Below are 18,549 nucleotides of genomic sequence, written 5' to 3'. Positions count from 1 at the left end.
AACAGGTGCTAGGAGAAGGGAACGGACGCGAACCGACGCGAACGGATGGGGACGGACGCGGGCGGACGCGGGCGGACGCGTCAGCGGTCGAAGTCCAGCTCCACCCTTTCCGTCAGCGGATGCGACTGGCAGGCCAGCACATATCCGGCCTCCGTCTCCTCCGTCTCCAGCGCGAAGTTGCGGTCCATGCGCACCTCGCCCGCGACCAGGAAGGCCCGGCAGGTCCCGCACACCCCGCCCTTGCAGGCGTAGGGCGCGTCGGGCCGGTTGCGCAGCACCGCGTCCAGCAACGACTCGCCCTCCCGCACCGGCCAGCTGCCGCCGCGACCGTCGAGCCGTGCGGTGACGGTGCTGTGCGCGGGTGCCGCGACCATGGCCGCCGGAGCCGACCCCGCGTCCACGTGGAAGATCTCCTCGTGGATCCGGCCCCGCGCCACGCCCAGCCCGCGCAGCGCCTGCTCCGCGCCCTGCACCAGCCCGTACGGCCCGCACAGGAACCAGCCCGCCACCCGCTCCACCGGCAGCAGCGCGGGCAGCAGCCCCGTGAGCCGCTCCCGGTCGAGCCGGCCGGACGGCAGTCCCGCCTGCTGTTCCTCCCGGGAGAGCACGGTCACCAGCTGCAGCCGCTCGGGGTAGCGGTCCTTCAGGTCGGCGACCTCCTCCAGGAACATCGTCGAGGCCGCCGTACGGTCGCTGCGTACCAGGCAGAACCGGGCTTCGGGTTCGCGCGCCAGCAGCGTGGCGACGATGGACAGCACCGGGGTGATGCCGCTGCCGCCGACGATCGCCGCGTACAGACCCGGCGCCGGGTCCAGCGTGAAGCGGCCCGCCGGGGTCATCACCTCCAGCTCGTCCCCGACGGCGATCTCCTTGAGCGCGTACGTCGAGAAGGCCCCGCCGTCGACCAGCCGGACCCCCACCCGCAGGCTGCTCGGGCCCTCGCCGGCCGGATCGGGGGCGGGGGAGCAGATCGAGTAGGTGCGCCGGATCTCCATGCCGTCGACCCGGCGGCGCAGTGCGAGGTGCTGGCCGGGTGCGTGCCGGTACTCCTCGCGCAGCTCGGGCGGGACGGTGAGGGTGAGGGCGACGGAGTCGTCGGTGAGCCGGTCGACCGCGGCCACCGGGAGCGGGTGGAAGCGGGCCATCACAACTCCTTGAAGTGGTCGAACGGTTCACGGCAGGACAGACAGCGGCGCAGCGCCTTGCACGCGGTGGAGGAGAACCGGCTCAGCAGCTCGGTGTCGGCCGACCCGCAGTGCGGGCAGCGGACCGGCTCGGTGGCGGTGGCGGTGTCGTGGGTGCGGGTGGGGCCCAGGGACAGCGGCACCGGGCCGCCGTCGTGGCGCACGCGCGGGGGAGCGATGCCGAACTCCCGGAGCTTCTCGCGCCCTTCGGGGGTGATGTCGTCCGTCGACCAGGCGGGGGAGAGCACCGTGCGGACGGTGACCTCGCGCATGCCGTGGGCGCGCAGCACCCGCTCGATGTCGACGCTCATCGCCTCCAGGGCCGGGCAGCCGGTGTAGGTCGGGGTCAGGTCGACCTGCACCGCGTCACTGCCCCGGAGGTGCACCGCGCGCAGCACGCCCAGCTCCCGCAGGGTGAGCACGGGCAGTTCGGGGTCGGGGACCGCGCCGGCCAGCTCCAGCAGCTCCGCTTCCAGGGCGGTGGTGGCGGTCACCACGACGCCCCCGGGTGGCTGCGGTGCAGGTGCTGCATCTCGGCGAGCATCCGGCCGAACGGCTCGGTGTGCAGGCCCTGCCGGCCGGCGCCCGCCGACCAGGCGCCGGTGCGCGGGCCCTCGGGGAGGGCGAGGCCGGCCCGGCCGAGCACGTCGGTGACGGACTCCAGCCAGCGCTGCTCCAGGCCGGCCCAGTCGGCGTCGAGGCCCTCCACCGGCTGGAACATCTCCCCGGTGAACCGCCACAGCGCGTCGCAGGCCCGCCGCATCCGCTCGTGGCTGGTCTCGGTGCCGTCGCCGAGCCGCAGCGTCCACTGCTCGGCGTGGTCGCGGTGGTAGGCGACCTCCTTCACCGCCTTCGCGGCCAGCGGAGCGAACGGGCCGTCCCCGGCGGCGAGTTCGGCGTAGAGGAGGTGCTGGTAGGCGGAGAAGTACAGCTGGCGGGCGATGGTGTGTGCGAAGTCGCCGTTCGGCTGCTCGACCAGCTGGAGGTTGCGGAAGGCGCGCTCCTCCCGCAGGTAGGCCAGCTCGTCCTCGTCGCCGGCCATCGACAGCAGCACCCGGGCCTGGCCGAGCAGGTCCAGGGCGATGTTGGCGAGGGCGACCTCCTCCTCCAGGACGGGGGCGTGCCCGGCCCACTCCCCCAGGCGGTGGGAGAGCACCAGGGCGTCGTCGCCGAGGGCGAGCGCGGCGGTCACCGGGACGGTGGCGGGGCCCGTGGCGGTCACAGGTGCTTCACCCCTTCCGGGATGTCGTAGAAGGTCGGGTGCCGGTAGGGCTTGTCGGCGGCCGGCTCGAAGAACGGGTCCTTCTCGTCCGGTGAGGACGCGGTGATCGCGGCGGCCGGGACGACCCAGATGGAGACGCCCTCGCCGCGCCGGGTGTACAGGTCGCGGGCGTTGCGCAGGGCCAGCTCGGCGTCGGGCGCGTGCAGGCTGCCGGCGTGGGTGTGGGAGAGGCCGCGCCTGGAGCGCACGAAGACCTCCCACAGGGGCCAGTCGGTGGTGCTCATGCTCGCGTCGCTCCCGTCTCACCGGTGTCGCCGGCGTGCTTGGCCGCGTAGGCCGCGGCTGCTTCCCGTACCCAGGCGCCCTCCTCGTGGGCGCGCCTGCGCTGGGTGATCCGCTGCTCGTTGCAGGGGCCGTTGCCCTTGAGGACCTCCCAGAACTCCGTCCAGTCGATCGGACCGAAGTCGTAGTGCCCCCGCTCCTCGTTCCACCGCAGCTCCGGGTCGGGCAGGGTGAGGCCCAGGGACTCGGCCTGCGGGACGCAGATGTCCACGAAGCGCTGGCGCAGCTCGTCGTTGGAGTGGCGCTTAATCTTCCACTCCATCGACTGCGCGGAGTGCTGGGACGCGTCGTCGGGCGGGCCGAACATCATCAGTGACGGCCACCACCAGCGGTCCACCGCGTCCTGGGCCATGGCGTGCTGCTCCGGGGTGCCCTTGCTGAGGGCCAGCAGCAGTTCGTACCCCTGGCGCTGGTGGAAGGACTCCTCCTTGCAGATCCGCACCATCGCCCGGGCGTACGGGCCGTAGGAGCAGCGGCACAGCGGGACCTGGTTGGTGATCGCGGCGCCGTCCACCAGCCAGCCGATCGCGCCGACGTCGGCCCAGGTCAGGGTGGGGTAGTTGAAGATCGAGGAGTACTTCTGGCGGCCGGCGTGCAGCTTGTCGAGCAGCTCGTCGCGGCTGGTGCCGAGGGTCTCGGCCGCGCTGTAGAGGTACAGGCCGTGGCCGGCCTCGTCCTGGACCTTGGCCATCAGGATCGCCTTGCGGCGCAGCGAGGGCGCGCGGGTGATCCAGTTGGCCTCCGGCTGCATGCCGATGATCTCGGAGTGCGCGTGCTGGGCGATCTGCCGGACCAGGGTCGCGCGGTAGGCGTCGGGCATCCAGTCGCGCGGTTCGATGCGTTCGTCGGCGGCCACGGCCGCGTCGAAGGCGTGCTGGTAGGCCGCCGTGTCGACGGTGTCCGGTGCCGTGCGCTGCGCGGCTGCTGTGGCCATGCGGTCCCCCTGACCTCGGGCTCTGCGGTGAACTCTGTCCGAGTGAAAGCGTCCCGACCGATCGTTCGGTCCGTGCGTGTTCCATGGTGTGCCGGGCCCGGCGGGGTGTCAACCGCTGTGGAAAACTGCTCGCCCCGCCTGTGGACAAGGCGCCGGAGGGGTCTGCCGCGGTGCGGTCGGGCCTCGTGGGACGCCCCCGTACACCCGCCGCGTGGCGAGGACCACCGTGGTTCGGCCCGTACCCGGGGCTGCGCCCGGTGCCCGGGGCTGAGTACCGTTCCGTGCGGGCGCCGGGACGTGGCGCTCGTGCCGCATGCGGCGCCTGTGACGGCGCCGCGCGTCCGCCCGGCCGTACCGCCGGGCCGGACGGCCGGGCCGCACGACCGAGCAGTACACCGGGCAGCACACCGGGCTGACCGCATGAGCCGAAACGGGGGACGGGACGGAATGGACGCGTACGACGAGGATCCGCGGGGCCCACAGGGCCCGGACGGGCCGGCCGGGACGCGTCTCCCGGAAGAGCCCGCGGAACCGCCCGAGCCCCCCGCACCCGCGCCCCGCACCGGCGTCGCCGCCCTCTCCCCCCGCTACCAGATCGGGGCCGCGGTAGCGCTCGCGGTGGTCGCCGTGGCCGCCTGTGTGCACCTGCTGATGGTGTTCCTCAGCCTCGCCCCCGCCAACACGGTGACGAAGCAGCACGGCAAGGCGATAGAGGAGTGGGTGTACCCGGAGTTCGAGCAGAACTGGAAGCTGTTCGCCCCGAACCCGCTGCAGCAGAACATCGCCGTACAGGTTCGCGCGGAGGTACGGATGCGGGACGGCGGGCTGCGCACCACCGGCTGGACCGACCTGTCCGCGCAGGACGGCGCCGCCATCGACGGCAACCCGGTGCCCAGCCACACCCAGCAGAACGAGCTACGCCGGGCCTGGGACTTCTTCGCCGCCACGCACGGCACCGACAACCGTCCCGTCGGCCCGCGCGGCTCCCTGTCCGAGCAGTACCTGCGGCGGATCGTGGTGATGCGCCTGTACCGGGACGATCCGACGAGCCGGGAGGGCGTGATCCAGCGCGTGCAGGTCCGTTCCAGCACCACCAATGTGCAGCCGCCGCCGTGGAGCCGTGAGCGGGTGTCCGACAAGCCCGCCTACCGCCTGCTGCCCTGGTGGTCCCTGACGTCCGACGAGGCCGCGGGAGGTGTGCGGTGAACCGACTCTCGCTGACGCTGTCGCGTGGTGTCGCCCGGGTCACCGAGGCGGCCCTCGGGCCGTACCAGAGCGCCGTGGTCCGGATCGGCTTCGCCGGGACCTGGCTGCTGTTCCTGCTGCGCGAGTTCCCGCACCGTCGGGAGCTGTACGGCCCCTCCGGACCGTGGGGCTGGAACCTCGCCAAGCAGCTGACCGCCGACAACCACGCCTTCTCGGCGCTGCTGTGGTCCGACGGGCGGCTCTGGTTCGAGTGCTGCTACACCCTGGCCATCCTCGCGAGCGCGGCCCTGCTGCTGGGCTGGCGCACCCGGACCGCGTCCCTGCTGTTCATGGTGGGCGTGCTGTCGCTGCAGAACCGCAGCGTGTTCGTCGGCGACGGCGGCGACAACGTGCTGCACCTGATGGCCTTCTACCTGGTGTTCACCCGCTGCGGGCAGGTGTGGTCCCTGGACGCGCGGCGCGCGGCCCAGGGCGAGGCGGCCCCCGCGCGCGGGGAGCGGGTGCCGGCCGACCGGGTGGGCCCGGTGCTGTGGGCGGTGCTGGGCGCGGCACTCGGTACGGCGACGCTGACCGGGCGGTTCGACAACGGCTGGCTGGTCCCGGCGCTGCTGTGGACGGCCTGGGCCGGGCTCGGCCTGTGGTGGGCCGTCGGCCGCCGGGCGGCCTGGGAGCAGCCGCGGATCCTGCTCGACGTCGTCGCCAACGTGCTCCACAACGGCGCGCTGGCCGTGATCATGGCGGAGGCCTGCCTGATCTACGCCACGGCCGGCTGGTACAAGATCCAGGGCTCGCGCTGGCAGGACGGCACCGCCGTCTACTACCCGCTCCACCTGGACTACTTCTCGCCCTGGCCCGCCCTGGCCGACCTGATGTCGTCCAGCGGCACGATCATGATGATCGTGACCTACGGGACGGTCATGGTGCAGATCGCCTTCCCGTTCACGCTGCTCAACCGGCGGGCCAAAAACGTGCTGCTGGTGCTGATGATGACCGAGCACGCGGTGATCGCGGTCGTCCTCGGCCTGCCGTTCTTCTCGCTGGCGATGATCACCGCGGACGCGGTGTTCCTGCCGACGTCCTTCCTGCGCCGGCTGGGCGACCTGGCCGCACGCGCGCGGGGGCGGCTCGTCCGGCGGGCCGGCCGTACGGTACCCGGCCCGCGCTCGCCCGAGGAGAGCGCGGCGGACCGCGTAGGGTTCACGGCATGAGCGATCCGCTGAGCCGCTGGCGCGCGCACGCGGACACCGCCGTGCTGCTCGACGGCTTCCACGCGCTGAAGCACGCGCTGCGCTTCGGGGCCGAGGTGCCGGTCGCGGTCACCACCGACCGGCAGGCCGCGCTCGCCCTCGCCGAGGACCTGGCCGGGGACGTGCGCGACGCCCTGGAGGCCCTCCTGGCGGAGGTGCCCGAGCCGGCCTACGCCTCGCTCGTCCCGCGCCCCCATCCGACCGGGGTGGCCGCGCTCGCGGTACGGCCCTCCCGCGAGGCCAACCTGCGCTCGCTCGCCCGTACGCCCCGCACCGCGCCCGTCGTGGTCCTGGACAACCCCCGCAACCTCGGCAACGCGGGCGCCGTGATCCGGCTGGCCGCCGGCTTCGGGGCGACCGGCGTGGTCACCACGGGCACCCTCGACCCCTGGCATCCCACGGTGCTGCGGGGCGGCGCGGGCCTGCACTTCGCGACCGCCGTCGAGCGGCTCGGCGTCGACGAGCTGCCCGCCGGCCCGCTGTTCGCCCTCGACCCGGAGGGCGAGGACATCCGCGCCACCAAGCTGCCCGACGACGCCGTGCTGGCCTTCGGCTCGGAACGCACCGGCCTGTCACCGGAACTGCGCGCCCGAGCCGACCACCTGCTGCGCCTTCCGATGCGCCCCCAGGTCTCCAGCTACAACCTCGCCACCAGCGTGGCGATGACGCTGTACCACTGGAGTGCGACCGGCGCCGCCTTCTCGGTCTAGGGTCTTTCGTTTGGATCAGGCCGGATCAGGGCGCGGTGCCAGGGCCCGCGAGCCCGGCATGATCCCAACGACAGGCCCTTAGGCCTCCCGGCGGACCTCGACGACCCGGAAGCGGTTCGCCACGAAGGCGCCGTCGCACAGGGCCGCGTTCGCCGCCGGGTTGCCGCCCGAGCCGTGGAAGTCGGAGAAGGCGGCCGTCTGGTTCACGTAGACCCCGCCCGTCAGGTTGAGCGACAGCTGGGCGGCCTCCTCCAGGCACACCTCCTGGATCGCCTCCTCGGCCTCGGCGTCCGTGGTGTACGCGCCGACCGTCATCGCGCCCTTCTCCCGGACCGTGCGGCGCAGCAGCTCCACCGCGTCGGTCAGCGAGTCGACGGCGACGGCGAAGGAGACGGGGCCGAAGCACTCGCTCATGTAGGCGGCCTCGTCGTCCGGCTTGGCGCCGTCCAGCTTGACGATGACGGGCGTGCGGACCACCGCGCCCGGGAACTCCGGATTGGCGATCTCACGGGAGGCGAGGGCGACCTCGCCGAGACCGGCCGCGGCCTCCAGGCGGGCCTTGACGTCCGGGTTGACGATGGCGCCGAGCAGGGCGTTCGCGCGCGCGTCGTCGCCGAGCAGGCCGTCGACCGCGCGGGCGAGGTCGGCGGTGACCTCGTCGAAGGTCTTGGGGCCCTGGTCGGTGGTGATGCCGTCGCGGGGGATGAGCAGGTTCTGCGGGGTGGTGCACATCTGGCCGCTGTACAGGGACAGCGAGAACGCCAGGTTGGACAGCATGCCCTTGTAGTCGTCCGTGGAGTGCACGATCACCGTGTTGACGCCGGCCTTCTCCGTGTAGACCTGGGCCTGGCGGGCGTTGGCCTCCAGCCAGTCGCCGAAGGACGTCGACCCGGTGTAGTCGATGACCTTGATCTCGGGGCGGGTGGCGAGGGTCTTGGCGATGCCCTCGCCGGGGCGCTCGGCGGCCAGCGCGACCAGGTTCGGGTCGAAGCCCGCCCCGGCCAGCACGTCCCGGGCGACCTGGACGGTGAGCGCGAGCGGCAGCACCGCGCGCGGGTGCGGCTTGACCAGGACCGCGTTGCCGGTGGCCAGGGAGGCGAACAGGCCCGGGTAGCCGTTCCAGGTCGGGAAGGTGTTGCAGCCGATGACCAGGCCGATCCCGCGCGGGACCGGCGTGAAGGCCTTGGTCAGCACCAGCGGGTCGCGCTTGCCCTGGGGCTTGGTCCACTCGGCCGCCTCGGGGGTGCGGACCTGCTCCGCGTACGCGTACGCCACCGCCTCCAGGCCGCGGTCCTGGGCGTGCGGGCCGCCGGCCTGGAACGCCATCATGAAGGCCTGGCCGCTGGTGTGCATGACGGCGTGCGCGAACTCGTGCGTCCGGTCGCCGATCCGCTTGAGGATCTCCAGACAGACCACCGCGCGGACCTCCGGCCCGGCGTCCCGCCAGGCCCGCTGCCCGGCCTGCATGGCCGGCAGCAGCACGTCGATGTCCGCGTGCGGGTACGTCACGCCCAGCTCGATGCCGTACGGCGATACCTCGCCGCCCACCCAGTCGTCCGTGCCGGGCTGGCCCAGGTCCAGGCGGGTGCCCAGCAGGGCGTCGAAGGCGGCCTTGCCCGCCGCCGCGTCCAGGCTGCCGTTCTCGCCGTACGCCTTGGGGTGCTCGGGGTGCGGGGACCAGTACGCGCGCGTGCGGATCGCTTCCAGGGCCTGGTCGAGCGTGGGCCGGTGCTTCTCGATCAGCTCGTGGGCGGTCAGTTCGGCGGCCATGCGGGACCAACTCCTCGTCTGGAGAACTCTTCGTCGAGCTCGGGACCTGGCGGAAAGAGCAGCGGGATGGGACGGTCAGAGCTAGAGTAACCGAACGATCGGTCGGTTCAAGGGGGTCCGCCGCATCTGTGGAAAACCCCGTGCGGGAGGATCGCGCACATGACAGCACTCGACCTCAGCAGCCCCGTGGCCGTGGTCGGCACCGGCACCATGGGCCAGGGAATCGCCCAGGTCGCGCTGGTCGCCGGCCACCCCGTACGGCTGTACGACGCCGCACCCGGGCGGGCCCGGGACGCGGCCGAAGCGATCGGCGCCCGGCTCGACCGGCTGGCGGAGAAGGGCCGGCTCACCGGCACCGACCGGGACGCGGCCCGCGCCCGCCTCAAGCCCGCCGACAGCCTCGCGGAGCTGGCCGACTGCGCCCTGGTCGTGGAGGCCGTCCTGGAGCGGCTGGACGTCAAGCAGCGGCTCTTCGGCGAGCTGGAGGAGATCGTCGCCGACGACTGCCTGCTCGCCACCAACACCTCCTCGCTGTCGGTGACGGCGATCGGCGGTGCGCTGCGCCACCCGGGCCGCTTCGTCGGCCTGCACTTCTTCAACCCGGCGCCGCTGCTGCCGCTGGTCGAGGTGGTCTCCGGGTTCGCCACCGACGTCACGTCGGCCACGCGCGCGTACGAGACCGCCCGCGCCTGGGGCAAGACCCCGGTGGCCTGCGCCGACACCCCCGGGTTCATCGTCAACCGCATCGCCCGGCCCTTCTACGCCGAGGCCTTCGCCGTCTACGAGTCCCAGGCGGCCGACCCCGCCACCATCGACGCGGTCCTGCGCGAGTCGGGCGGCTTCAGGATGGGTGCCTTCGAGCTGACCGACCTGATCGGTCAGGACGTCAACGAGTCCGTGACCCACTCGGTGTGGCAGTCCTTCTTCCACGACGTGCGCTTCACCCCCTCCCTGGCCCAGCGCCGGCTGGTGGAGTCCGGCCGGCTCGGCCGCAAGACCGGGCGCGGCTGGTACGACTACCGGGACGGCGCCGAGCGGCCCGAACCGCACACCGCCGACCGGGAGCAGCCGCCCGCCTACATCATCGCCGAGGGCGACCTGGGTCCGGCCGCCGAACTGCTCACGATGATCCGCGAGGCGGGCATCACGGTGCGCGAGGAGGGCGAGGACGACGGCACCCGGCTGGTGCTGCCCAGTGGCGGCCAGCTCGTCCTCGCCGACGGCCAGACCTCCGTGGAGTTCGACGACGTCGTCTACTTCGACCTCGCACTGGACTACCGCGAGGCCACCCGCATCGCCCTGTCCGCCGCCCAGGACACCCCCGCCCGGACCGTCGCCGAGGCCGTCGGCCTCTTCCAGGCACTGGGCAAGAAGGTCAGCGTCATCGGCGACGTCCCCGGCATGATCGTCGCCCGCACGGTCGCCCGGATCGTCGACCTCGCGTACGACGCCGTCGCCAAGGGCGTGGCCACCGAGGAGGACGTCGACACCGCGATGCGCCTCGGCGTCAACTACCCCCTGGGCCCCTTCGAGTGGAACCGCAGGCTCGGCCGGCTCTGGGCGCACGACCTGCTGGAGGAGCTGAACCTGCGGGACCCCTCCGGGCGGTGCGCGCCCTCGCTCGCGCTGTACCGCCACGGGCACGCCGCCGGCAAGCAGGAGGGCACCTCATGACCACGGCCCGGCGCGACACCTACACCCCCGAGACGCTGCTCTCCGTCGCCGTGCGGGTCTTCAACGAGCGCGGCTACGACGGCACCTCCATGGAGCACCTGTCCAAGGCGGCCGGCATCTCCAAGTCGTCGATCTACCACCACGTCAGCGGCAAGGAGGAGCTGCTCCGGCGGGCCGTCAGCCGCGCCCTGGACGGGCTCTTCGCCATCCTGGACGAGGAGCACGCGCGCGCGGGGCGGCCCGCCGACCGGCTGGAGCACGTCGTGCGCCGCATGGTCGAGGTGCTCATAGCCGAGCTGCCCTATGTGACGCTGCTGCTGCGCGTGCGGGGCAACACCGAGACCGAGCGGTGGGCGCTGGAGCGGCGCCGCGACTTCGACCACCGGGTCGCCGAGCTGCTGAAGGCGGCGGCGGCCGACGGGGACGTGCGCGGGGACGTGGAGGTCAGGCTGGCCACCCGGCTGGTCTTCGGCATGATCAACTCCATCGTGGAGTGGTACCGGCCGGACGTGCGGGGCGCGAGCGACCGGGAGGTGGCCGAGGCTGTGGTCCGGCTGGTCTTCTCCGGGCTGCGCCACGACTGACCCCGGCCGTCCGGCCCTCAGGTCTCCGGCTCCAGGTCCTCCTCCTCGAACACCAGCAGCGTCCGGGTGCTCAGCACCTCCGGAATCGCCTGGAGCCGGGTCAGCACCAGCTCGCGCAGCGCCCTGTTGTCGGGCGTGTGCACCAGCAGCAGCACATCGAAGTCGCCGCCGACCAGCGCGATGTGGGAGGCGCCGGGCAGCTGCCTGAGCTGTTCGCGGACCGTGCGCCAGGTGTTCTGGACGATCTTCAGCGTGATGTACGCCGATGTGCCGTGGCCGGCCCGCTCGTGGTCCACGCGCGCGCTGAAGCCCCGGATCACCCCGTCCTCGACGAGCCGGTTGATGCGCGCGTAGGCGTTGGCGCGCGAGACGTGGACGCGTTCGGCGACCGACCGTATCGAGGCGCGGCCGTCCGCCTGGAGGATCCGCAGGATGTCCTGATCGATGGCGTCCAGCGGGCGCGGCGGCAGCGCGGCGCCGTCCTGCGGCCCGTCGGCCATTTGTTCAGGTCCCATGTCCCCCCGCTTCCTCGCCGTGGACGCCCTGCGTTCATTCCAGGCTGTGGAGAACCGTTTGTCCACAGCCTTGAGGTGCCTGTAGCCAAAATGTGTCGGCGACCGAACAATCGGTTGGTGAGGCGAGTCACAGCCGACACGCCTCCCGTAGCCGCTCCCACGAGGAGGTGCCGTCATGACGGTTCTGGAGCAGCGGGGCGCGTACCGGCCTTCGCCGCCGCCCGCCTGGCAGCCCCGTATGGACCCCGCGCCGCTGCTGCCCGACGCCGAGCCCTACCGCGTCCTCGGCACGGAGGCGGCCGGCAAGGCCGACCCCGGCCTGCTGAGCCGGCTGTACGCGCAGCTGGTGCGCGGCCGCCGCTACAACACGCAGGCCACCGCCCTGACCAAGCAGGGCCGGCTCGCCGTCTACCCGTCCAGCACCGGCCAGGAGGCCTGCGAGGTCGCCGCCGCCCTGGCCCTGGAGGAGCGCGACTGGCTCTTCCCCAGCTACCGCGACACGCTCGCCGTCGTCGCCCGGGGCGTGGACCCCGCCGAGGCGCTCACCCTGCTGCGCGGCGACTGGCACACCGGCTACGACCCCTACGCCCACCGGGTGGCCCCGCTCAGCACCCCGCTCGCCACCCAGCTGCCGCACGCCGTCGGCCTCGCCCACGCCGCCCGCCTCAAGGGCGACGACGTGGTCGCGCTCGCCATGGTGGGCGACGGCGGGACCAGCGAGGGCGACTTCCACGAGGCGCTGAACTTCGCCGCCGTCTGGCAGGCGCCGGTCGTCTTCCTGGTGCAGAACAACGGCTTCGCCATCTCCGTCCCGCTCGCCAAGCAGACCGCCGCGCCCTCCCTGGCCCACAAGGCCGTCGGGTACGGCATGCCGGGCCGGCTGGTCGACGGCAACGACGCCGTGGCCGTGCACGAGGTCCTGAGCGACGCCGTACGGCACGCCCGTGCGGGCGGCGGCCCGACCCTGGTGGAGGCGGTGACGTACCGCATCGAGGCCCACACCAACGCCGACGACGCCACCCGCTACCGCGAGGACGCCGAGGTCGCGGCCTGGCGTGCCCACGACCCGGTCCAGCTGCTGGAACGCGAGATGACCACGCGTGGACTGCTCGACGAGGCCGGCATCGAGGCCGTGCGGCAGGACGCCGAGACGATGGCCGCCGCACTGCGGGAGCGCATGAACCAGGACCCCGAACTCGACCCCATGGACCTCTTCGACCACGTCTACGCCGAGACCACGGCGCAACTGCGCGAGCAGCGGGCCCTGTTGCGGGCCGAGCTGGAGGCCGAGCAGGAGCAGCACGGCGAGCAGGAAGGCGGCACCCGATGACCACCGTCGCCGTCAAGCCCGCCACCATGGCGCAGGCCCTCACGCGCGCGATGCGCGACGCGATGGCCGCCGACCCCACCGTGCACGTCATGGGTGAGGACGTCGGCACCCTCGGCGGGGTCTTCCGCGTCACCGACGGCCTCGCCAAGGAGTTCGGCGAGGACCGCTGCACCGACACCCCGCTCGCCGAGGCCGGCATCCTCGGCACCGCCGTCGGCATGGCCATGTACGGCCTGCGGCCGGTGGTGGAGATGCAGTTCGACGCCTTCGCCTACCCGGCGTTCGAACAGCTGATCAGTCATGTCTCCCGGATGCGCAACCGCACGCGCGGCCGGATGCCCCTGCCGATCACCGTCCGCATCCCCTACGGGGGCGGCATCGGCGGTGTCGAGCACCACAGCGACTCCTCCGAGGCCTACTACATGGCGACGCCGGGGCTGCACGTCGTGACCCCGGCCACCGTCGCCGACGCCTACGGACTGCTGCGCCAGGCCATCGCCTCGGACGACCCGGTCGTCTTCCTGGAACCGAAGCGGCTGTACTGGTCGAAGGACACCTGGAACCCCGAGCAGCCCACCGACGTCGAGCCCATCGGCCGCGCGGTGGTGCGCCGGCCCGGCAGCACCGCCACGCTCGTCACCTACGGCCCCTCGCTGCCGGTCTGCCTGGAGGCCGCCGAGGCCGCCCGGGCCGAGGGCTGGGACCTGGAGGTCGTCGACCTGCGCTCCCTGGTGCCGTTCGACGACGAGACGGTCTGCGCGGCCGTCCGGCGTACCGGCCGGGCCGTCGTCGTCCACGAGTCCACCGGCTTCGGCGGACCGGGCGGCGAGATCGCGGCCCGCATCACCGAGCGCTGCTTCCACCACCTGGAGGCGCCGGTGCTGCGCGTGGCCGGCTTCGACATCCCCTACCCGCCGCCCATGCTGGAGCGGCACCACCTGCCCGGCGTCGACCGCATCCTCGACGCCGTGGCCCGGCTGCAGTGGGAGGCCGAGGGCTGATGGCTCAGGTGCTGGAGTTCAAGCTTCCCGACCTCGGCGAGGGACTCACCGAGGCGGAGATCGTCCGCTGGCTGGTCAAGGTCGGCGACGTGGTCGCCGTCGACCAGCCGGTGGTCGAGGTGGAGACGGCCAAGGCGATGGTCGAGGTGCCCTGCCCCTACGGCGGTGTGGTCACCGCACGCTTCGGCGAGGAGGGCACCGAACTGCCCGTCGGCGCCCCGCTGCTGACGGTCGCCGTCGGCGCACCGGCGGCGGAGCCCGAGGGCTCCGGCAACGTCCTGGTGGGCTACGGCACCCAGGCCCCGGCGGCCCGCCGGCGCCGGGTACGGGCGGGCACGGCCGGCGCCAACGGGCAGGCGCAGCAGGCCAAGGCCGCTTCGGCGGCACCCCGCGCGCGCGTGACCGCACCGGCGACGGCACCGGTGCCCGCGCCCGCCTCCGCGCCCGCCGAGGGACCGGTCCCCGTGATCTCCCCCCTCGTGCGCAAGCTCGCCCGGGACAACGGCGTCGACCTGCGGCAGCTGGCCGGCTCCGGACCGGACGGACTCATCCTGCGCGCGGACGTCGAGAACGCGCTGCGGGCCGGGACCGCGAAGACCGGTACGGCCGAGGCACCGGCCGTCCAGGCGGCCCCTGCGGCGGCACCCCGGGCCGAGGCCGGCGCGCGGGTCCCGCTCAAGGGCGTACGCGGTGCGGTCGCCGACAAGCTCTCCCGCAGCCGCCGGGAGATCCCGGACGCGACCTGCTGGGTCGACGCCGACGCGACCGAACTCATGCGCGCGCGGACGGCGATGAACGCGGCAGGCGGGCAGAAGATCTCCCTGCTCGCGCTGCTCGCCCGCATCTGCACGGCGGCCCTGGCCCGGTTCCCCGAGCTGAACTCCACCGTCGACACCGAGGCCCGCGAGATCGTCCGGCTCGACCACGTCCACCTCGGGTTCGCCGCCCAGACCGAACGCGGCCTGGTCGTGCCGGTCGTCCGGGACGCCCACACGCGCGACGCCGAGTCCCTGACCGCCGAGTTCGCCCGGCTCACCGAGGCCGCCCGCGCGGGCACGCTCACGCCCGGGGAACTCACCGGCGGGACCTTCACGCTGAACAACTACGGCGTCTTCGGCGTCGACGGCTCCACCCCGATCATCAACCACCCCGAGGCGGCCATGCTCGGCGTCGGCCGCATCGTCCCCAAGCCGTGGGTGCACGAGGGCGAGCTGGCCGTCCGCCAGGTCGTCCAGCTCTCGCTCACCTTCGACCACCGGGTGTGCGACGGCGGCACGGCGGGCGGCTTCCTGCGGTACGTGGCGGACTGCGTGGAACAGCCGGCGGTGCTGCTGCGCACCCTGTGAAGCACCCCTGAGGGAGACCGGCGCGCGGTGCGGGACGAGCATGCCCACGGTGTGACCTACGCCGGGTCCGGAAGGAGGACCGGGCAGGACATACTCGGGGGGTGACCGACCACGCCCCCGCCGGGCCCGCCGCGCCGTACGACGCCGTCGTGCTGGCCGGCGGTGCCGCCCGCCGGCTCGGCGGGGCCGACAAGCCCGCCGTCCGGGTCGGGGGCCGCGCGCTGCTCGACCGGGTGCTCGCGGCCTGCGCGGACGCCCGGACGACCGTCGTCGTGGCCGCGCCCCGGCCCACCGCCCGCCCGGTGCGCTGGGCGCGCGAGGAGCCGCCCGGCGGCGGACCGGTGGCCGCGCTCGCGGCCGGGCTGCGCCTCACCACCGCCGCGCACACCGTCGTCCTCTCCGCCGACCTGCCCTTCCTCGGACCGGCCACGCTCCGGCGCCTGCTGACCGCCCTTCAGGACACCGGCGCCGACGGCGCGCTGCTCACCGACGCCGACGGCCGCGACCAGCCGCTCGTGGCCGCCTACCGCACCGCCGCCCTGCGCCGCGAGCTGACCGCCCTCGCCGCCGCGCACGACGGCCTCACCGGGCTTCCCCTGCGCCGGCTGACCGGCGCCCTCCGCCTCACCCGCGTCCCGGACCCGCTCGCGTCCTTCGACTGCGACACCTGGGACGACATCGCCGACGCCAGGGCACGGATCAGGGAGCATGGGCACGTGTTGGATGAATGGATCTCCGCAGTCAAGGACGAGCTGGGCATCGATCTCGACGTCGACACCGGCGTCCTGCTCGACCTGGCCCGGGACGCCGCACACGGCGTGGCCCGCCCCGCGGCCCCGCTGACCACCTTCCTCGTCGGCTATGCCGCGGCCCAGGGCAAGGGCGGCCCCGAGGCCGTCGCCGAGGCTGCCCGCAGGGCCGCCGCGCTGGCGCTGCGCTGGGCGGAGGAAAGCGACGGGGAGCCGGACGGGAGCACCGGGGGCCCGAGCGCCCCGGACGCCGGATGACCGCCCCCGGCACCCGGGCCGAGGCGCCCGCCGAAGACACCGACGACCTCGATGTCGAGGAGGCGCTGGCGCTCGTGAGGGACGCCCACGGCAAGCCCCGGGACGACGGCCCGGACGACGGCACGGGCCGGGCGGCCGGCCCGGCCGCGCAGACGCCCAAAGACCGGTCCGCCGAGCGGCACCGGGCCACCCCCTGGCCCCGGGCCCGGGAGATCGCCGCCCGCGCCGCGCGCTCCCGCGCCCGCCGCACCCCCGTCTCCGTGCCGCTCGGCGACGCCCTCGGACTGGCCCTGGCCGCTCCGCTCGACGCGCTCACCGACCTGCCCTCCTTCGACACCTCCGCGATGGACGGCTGGGCGGTCGCCGGACCCGGCCCCTGGCAGGTGCGGGAGGAGGGTGTGCTCGCCGGGCACGGGCAGCCGGAGCCGCTCACCGACGGCGAGGCGGTCCGCATCGCCACCGGCGCCCGCATCCCCGCCGACACCACCGCCGTCCTGCGCACCGAGCACGGCCGGATCGACGCCCAGGGCCGTCTGCACACCACCCGCGAGATGCTCCACGGCCAGGACATCCGCCCGCGCGGCCAGGAGTGCCGCAACGGCGACCAGCTGCTGCCCGTCGGCACCCTGGTCACCCCCGCCGTCCTGGGCCTGGCCGCGGCGGCCGGCTACGACACGGTCACCGTGGTGCCCCGGCCCCGCGCCGAAGTCCTCGTCCTCGGCGACGAGTTGCTGACCGAGGGACTGCCGCACGACGGGCTGATCAGGGACGCCCTCGGCCCCATGCTGCCGCCGTGGCTGCGCGCGCTCGGAGCCGACGTCGTCGCCGTACGCCGGATCGGTGACGACGCCCGGGCGCTCCAGAAGGCCGTCACCCGCTCCGGGGCCGACCTGATCGTCACCACGGGCGGCACCGCGTCCGGACCGGTCGACCACGTCCACCCGGTCCTGGAACGCGTCGGCGCCGAACTCCTCGTCGACGGCGTCAAGGTGCGCCCCGGCCACCCCATGCTGCTGGCCCGCACCAAGGACCAGCAGCACCTCGTCGGCCTGCCCGGCAACCCGCTCGCGGCCGTCTCCGGGCTGCTCACCCTCGCCGAACCGCTGCTGCGGACCCTCGCCGCCCACCCCGCGCCCGAGCCGTACAGCCTCCCGCTCCGGGAGGCGGCGCACGGGCACCCGCACGACACCCGGCTCATCCCCGTGGTGCTGCGCGGCGACCTTGCGGTGCCGCTGCACTACAACGGGCCGGCCATGCTCCGGGGCATCGCCGCCGCCGACGCGCTGGCCGTCGTACCGCCGGGCGGGGCCCGGCAGGGCGAGGAGACGGAACTGCTGGACCTGCCGTGGGCGACCGCCGGGATCGGGGTGTGTTTCACGTGAAACTTCCGGGCCACGACGCCATCGCCCGCCACGCGGACGAGCATCTGGTGACCCACCGGGTGCAACTCCCGAGGAAAGTGGTGGAGCGCCCGATCCGCCAGGTCGTCAAGCGGCTGATCATGGCCCTGGTGGTGCTGGTCGCCACCGCGTTCGTCGTCTACGCCGACCGCGACGGCTACCACGACAACTCCGACGGCCCGGTCGACCTGCTCGACGCGTTCTACTACGCGACCGTCACCCTCTCCACCACCGGATACGGCGACATCACCCCGGTCAGCGACGGCGCCCGGCTCGCCAACATCTTCGTCATCACGCCCCTGCGCGTGCTGTTCCTGATCATCCTGGTCGGCACCACGCTGGAGGTGCTCACCGAACGCACCCGTGAGGAATGGCGCCTGAACCGCTGGAGGTCCGCCTTGCGCGATCACACCGTCGTCATCGGCTTCGGCACGAAGGGGCGGTCGGCCATCCAGACCGTCTGCGCGACCGGTCTGAAGAAAGAGCAGGTGGTCGTGGTCGACCCCAGCTCCAAGGTGATCGACGCGGCGAACGCCGAGGGCTACGTCGGCGTCATAGGTGACGCCACCCGCAGTGACGTGCTCAAACGGGCCGAGGTGCACAAGGCCCGGCAGATCATCGTCGCCCCGCAGCGCGACGACACCTCCGTCCTGGTGACCCTGACCGCCCGCCAGCTCAACCGCACCGCCAAGATCGTGGCCGCGGTGCGCGAGGAGGAGAACGCCCCGCTGCTCAAGCAGTCCGGCGCCGACGCCGTGATCACCAGTTCCGGCGCGGCCGGCCGGCTGCTCGGCCTGTCCGTGCTCAGCCCCGCCGCCGGCATGGTCATGGAGGACCTCATCCAGCAGGGCAGCGGGCTGGACATCGTCGAGCGGCCGGTCGTCCGCGGCGAGGTGGGCAAGACGCCGCGGGAGACGGACGACCTGGTGGTGAGCGTCGTCCGCGGCCACCGGGTGCTCGGCTACGACGATCCGTCCGTCGGCACCCTCCAGCTGACGGACCGGCTCATCACCATCGTCCGCGCCACCCCCGGCGCCCAGGTCACCCCCGACACCCGACCCCTGCCCGGCGGGTGAG

At 73.6% G+C, this 18,549-nt stretch carries 16 protein-coding genes and 2 pseudogenes; 11 read left to right on the top strand and 7 right to left on the bottom strand.

Features of this window, described 5'->3' with window-relative positions; all coding sequences use genetic code 11:
• Positions 1-80 precede the first annotated feature (80 nt).
• From ABZ923_RS05345 to paaA, 5 genes are read right to left on the bottom strand one after another with little or no spacing between them, the layout of a single operon-like run.
• Positions 81-1,145, bottom strand: a complete 1,065-nt coding sequence (locus ABZ923_RS05345) for a 2Fe-2S iron-sulfur cluster-binding protein (RefSeq protein WP_361467094.1) — start codon at positions 1,143-1,145, stop codon at positions 81-83.
• Positions 1,145-1,681 (bottom strand): 1,2-phenylacetyl-CoA epoxidase subunit PaaD, encoded by a 537-nt coding sequence (gene paaD, locus ABZ923_RS05340; protein WP_361467091.1) that lies wholly within the window; start codon positions 1,679-1,681, stop codon positions 1,145-1,147. Before paaD ends, ABZ923_RS05345 begins: the two co-directional genes overlap by 1 nt.
• A complete protein-coding gene (gene paaC / locus ABZ923_RS05335; RefSeq protein WP_361467088.1) occupies positions 1,675-2,406 on the bottom strand; it encodes a 1,2-phenylacetyl-CoA epoxidase subunit PaaC in 732 nt (243 codons plus the stop codon). The genes paaD and paaC overlap by 7 nt, the downstream gene beginning before the upstream one ends.
• The gene (paaB, locus tag ABZ923_RS05330; protein ID WP_030640248.1) at positions 2,403-2,690 is read right to left on the bottom strand and encodes a 1,2-phenylacetyl-CoA epoxidase subunit PaaB; all 288 of its coding nucleotides are present in this window, start codon (positions 2,688-2,690) and stop codon (positions 2,403-2,405) included. Before paaB ends, paaC begins: the two co-directional genes overlap by 4 nt.
• Positions 2,687-3,682, bottom strand: a complete 996-nt coding sequence (gene paaA / locus ABZ923_RS05325) for a 1,2-phenylacetyl-CoA epoxidase subunit PaaA (RefSeq protein WP_361467085.1) — start codon at positions 3,680-3,682, stop codon at positions 2,687-2,689. Before paaA ends, paaB begins: the two co-directional genes overlap by 4 nt.
• 447 nt (positions 3,683-4,129) lie before the next feature.
• Between paaA and ABZ923_RS05320 the strand changes: the two genes are divergently transcribed.
• From ABZ923_RS05320 to ABZ923_RS05310, 3 genes are read left to right on the top strand one after another with little or no spacing between them, the layout of a single operon-like run.
• Positions 4,130-4,888, top strand: a complete 759-nt coding sequence (locus ABZ923_RS05320) for a DUF5819 family protein (RefSeq protein ID WP_361467202.1) — start codon at positions 4,130-4,132, stop codon at positions 4,886-4,888.
• A complete protein-coding gene (locus ABZ923_RS05315) occupies positions 4,885-6,096 on the top strand; it encodes an HTTM domain-containing protein (protein WP_361467083.1) in 1,212 nt (403 codons plus the stop codon). The genes ABZ923_RS05320 and ABZ923_RS05315 overlap by 4 nt, the downstream gene beginning before the upstream one ends.
• The gene (locus ABZ923_RS05310) at positions 6,093-6,845 is read left to right on the top strand and encodes a TrmH family RNA methyltransferase (protein WP_361467080.1); all 753 of its coding nucleotides are present in this window, start codon (positions 6,093-6,095) and stop codon (positions 6,843-6,845) included. The genes ABZ923_RS05315 and ABZ923_RS05310 overlap by 4 nt, the downstream gene beginning before the upstream one ends.
• A gap of 78 nt (positions 6,846-6,923) precedes the next feature.
• Here ABZ923_RS05310 and paaN read toward each other — a convergent pair whose 3' ends face one another.
• Positions 6,924-8,615, bottom strand: a complete 1,692-nt coding sequence (paaN, locus tag ABZ923_RS05305; RefSeq protein ID WP_361467077.1) for a phenylacetic acid degradation protein PaaN — start codon at positions 8,613-8,615, stop codon at positions 6,924-6,926.
• A 159-nt stretch (positions 8,616-8,774) separates the two neighbouring features.
• Between paaN and ABZ923_RS05300 the strand changes: the two genes are divergently transcribed.
• On the top strand, positions 8,775-10,289 hold the full coding sequence (locus tag ABZ923_RS05300) for a 3-hydroxyacyl-CoA dehydrogenase (RefSeq protein WP_361467074.1): 1,515 nt from the start codon (positions 8,775-8,777) through the stop codon (positions 10,287-10,289).
• Positions 10,286-10,873, top strand: a complete 588-nt coding sequence (locus ABZ923_RS05295; protein ID WP_361467071.1) for a TetR/AcrR family transcriptional regulator — start codon at positions 10,286-10,288, stop codon at positions 10,871-10,873. Before ABZ923_RS05300 ends, ABZ923_RS05295 begins: the two co-directional genes overlap by 4 nt.
• Before the next feature lie 17 nt (positions 10,874-10,890).
• Here the strand turns inward: ABZ923_RS05295 and ABZ923_RS05290 are convergent, their stop codons facing one another.
• Positions 10,891-11,373 (bottom strand): Lrp/AsnC family transcriptional regulator, encoded by a 483-nt coding sequence (locus tag ABZ923_RS05290; RefSeq protein ID WP_361467199.1) that lies wholly within the window; start codon positions 11,371-11,373, stop codon positions 10,891-10,893.
• A 190-nt stretch (positions 11,374-11,563) separates the two neighbouring features.
• On the opposite strand from ABZ923_RS05290, the gene pdhA reads away from it, so the two are divergent.
• From pdhA to ABZ923_RS05260, 6 genes and pseudogenes are all read left to right on the top strand, one after another.
• The gene (pdhA, locus tag ABZ923_RS05285; RefSeq protein WP_361467069.1) at positions 11,564-12,718 is read left to right on the top strand and encodes a pyruvate dehydrogenase (acetyl-transferring) E1 component subunit alpha; all 1,155 of its coding nucleotides are present in this window, start codon (positions 11,564-11,566) and stop codon (positions 12,716-12,718) included.
• Positions 12,715-13,719 carry an alpha-ketoacid dehydrogenase subunit beta gene (locus tag ABZ923_RS05280; RefSeq protein WP_361467066.1) on the top strand — a complete coding sequence of 335 codons (1,005 nt, stop codon included), beginning with the start codon at positions 12,715-12,717 and terminating at the stop codon, positions 13,717-13,719. The genes pdhA and ABZ923_RS05280 overlap by 4 nt, the downstream gene beginning before the upstream one ends.
• A complete protein-coding gene (locus tag ABZ923_RS05275; RefSeq protein WP_361467065.1) occupies positions 13,719-15,065 on the top strand; it encodes a dihydrolipoamide acetyltransferase family protein in 1,347 nt (448 codons plus the stop codon). Before ABZ923_RS05280 ends, ABZ923_RS05275 begins: the two co-directional genes overlap by 1 nt.
• 101 nt (positions 15,066-15,166) lie before the next feature.
• Positions 15,167-15,625, top strand: a pseudogene (locus tag ABZ923_RS05270) (molybdenum cofactor guanylyltransferase); the annotation flags it as partial.
• 167 nt (positions 15,626-15,792) lie between these two features.
• Positions 15,793-17,454: pseudogene (locus tag ABZ923_RS05265) on the top strand (molybdopterin-binding protein); the annotation flags it as partial.
• The gene (locus tag ABZ923_RS05260; RefSeq protein ID WP_361467063.1) at positions 17,451-18,548 is read left to right on the top strand and encodes a potassium channel family protein; all 1,098 of its coding nucleotides are present in this window, start codon (positions 17,451-17,453) and stop codon (positions 18,546-18,548) included. The pseudogene ABZ923_RS05265 and the gene ABZ923_RS05260, both read left to right, overlap by 4 nt.
• The last annotated feature ends 1 nt before the right edge of the window (position 18,549 follow it).

Source organism: Streptomyces sp. NPDC046881 (assembly GCF_040645015.1).
Lineage (GTDB): Bacteria > Actinomycetota > Actinomycetes > Streptomycetales > Streptomycetaceae > Streptomyces.
This window is presented reverse-complemented; position numbering and strand designations above follow the sequence as displayed.

Bases quoted from the DNA above. Each gene is read 5' to 3' on its own strand.
- ABZ923_RS05300 (WP_361467074.1), top strand. From the start codon at position 8,775: ATGACAGCACTCGACCTCAGCAGCCCCGTGGCCGTGGTCGGCACCGGC.
- pdhA (WP_361467069.1), top strand. From the start codon at position 11,564: ATGACGGTTCTGGAGCAGCGGGGCGCGTACCGGCCTTCGCCGCCGCCC.
- ABZ923_RS05320 (WP_361467202.1), top strand. From the start codon at position 4,130: ATGGACGCGTACGACGAGGATCCGCGGGGCCCACAGGGCCCGGACGGG.
- paaA (WP_361467085.1), bottom strand. From the start codon at position 3,682: ATGGCCACAGCAGCCGCGCAGCGCACGGCACCGGACACCGTCGACACG.
- ABZ923_RS05345 (WP_361467094.1), bottom strand. From the start codon at position 1,145: ATGGCCCGCTTCCACCCGCTCCCGGTGGCCGCGGTCGACCGGCTCACC.
- ABZ923_RS05275 (WP_361467065.1), top strand. From the start codon at position 13,719: ATGGCTCAGGTGCTGGAGTTCAAGCTTCCCGACCTCGGCGAGGGACTC.
- ABZ923_RS05280 (WP_361467066.1), top strand. From the start codon at position 12,715: ATGACCACCGTCGCCGTCAAGCCCGCCACCATGGCGCAGGCCCTCACG.
- ABZ923_RS05290 (WP_361467199.1), bottom strand. From the start codon at position 11,373: ATGGCCGACGGGCCGCAGGACGGCGCCGCGCTGCCGCCGCGCCCGCTG.
- paaN (WP_361467077.1), bottom strand. From the start codon at position 8,615: ATGGCCGCCGAACTGACCGCCCACGAGCTGATCGAGAAGCACCGGCCC.
- ABZ923_RS05295 (WP_361467071.1), top strand. From the start codon at position 10,286: ATGACCACGGCCCGGCGCGACACCTACACCCCCGAGACGCTGCTCTCC.
- paaB (WP_030640248.1), bottom strand. From the start codon at position 2,690: ATGAGCACCACCGACTGGCCCCTGTGGGAGGTCTTCGTGCGCTCCAGG.
- ABZ923_RS05310 (WP_361467080.1), top strand. From the start codon at position 6,093: ATGAGCGATCCGCTGAGCCGCTGGCGCGCGCACGCGGACACCGCCGTG.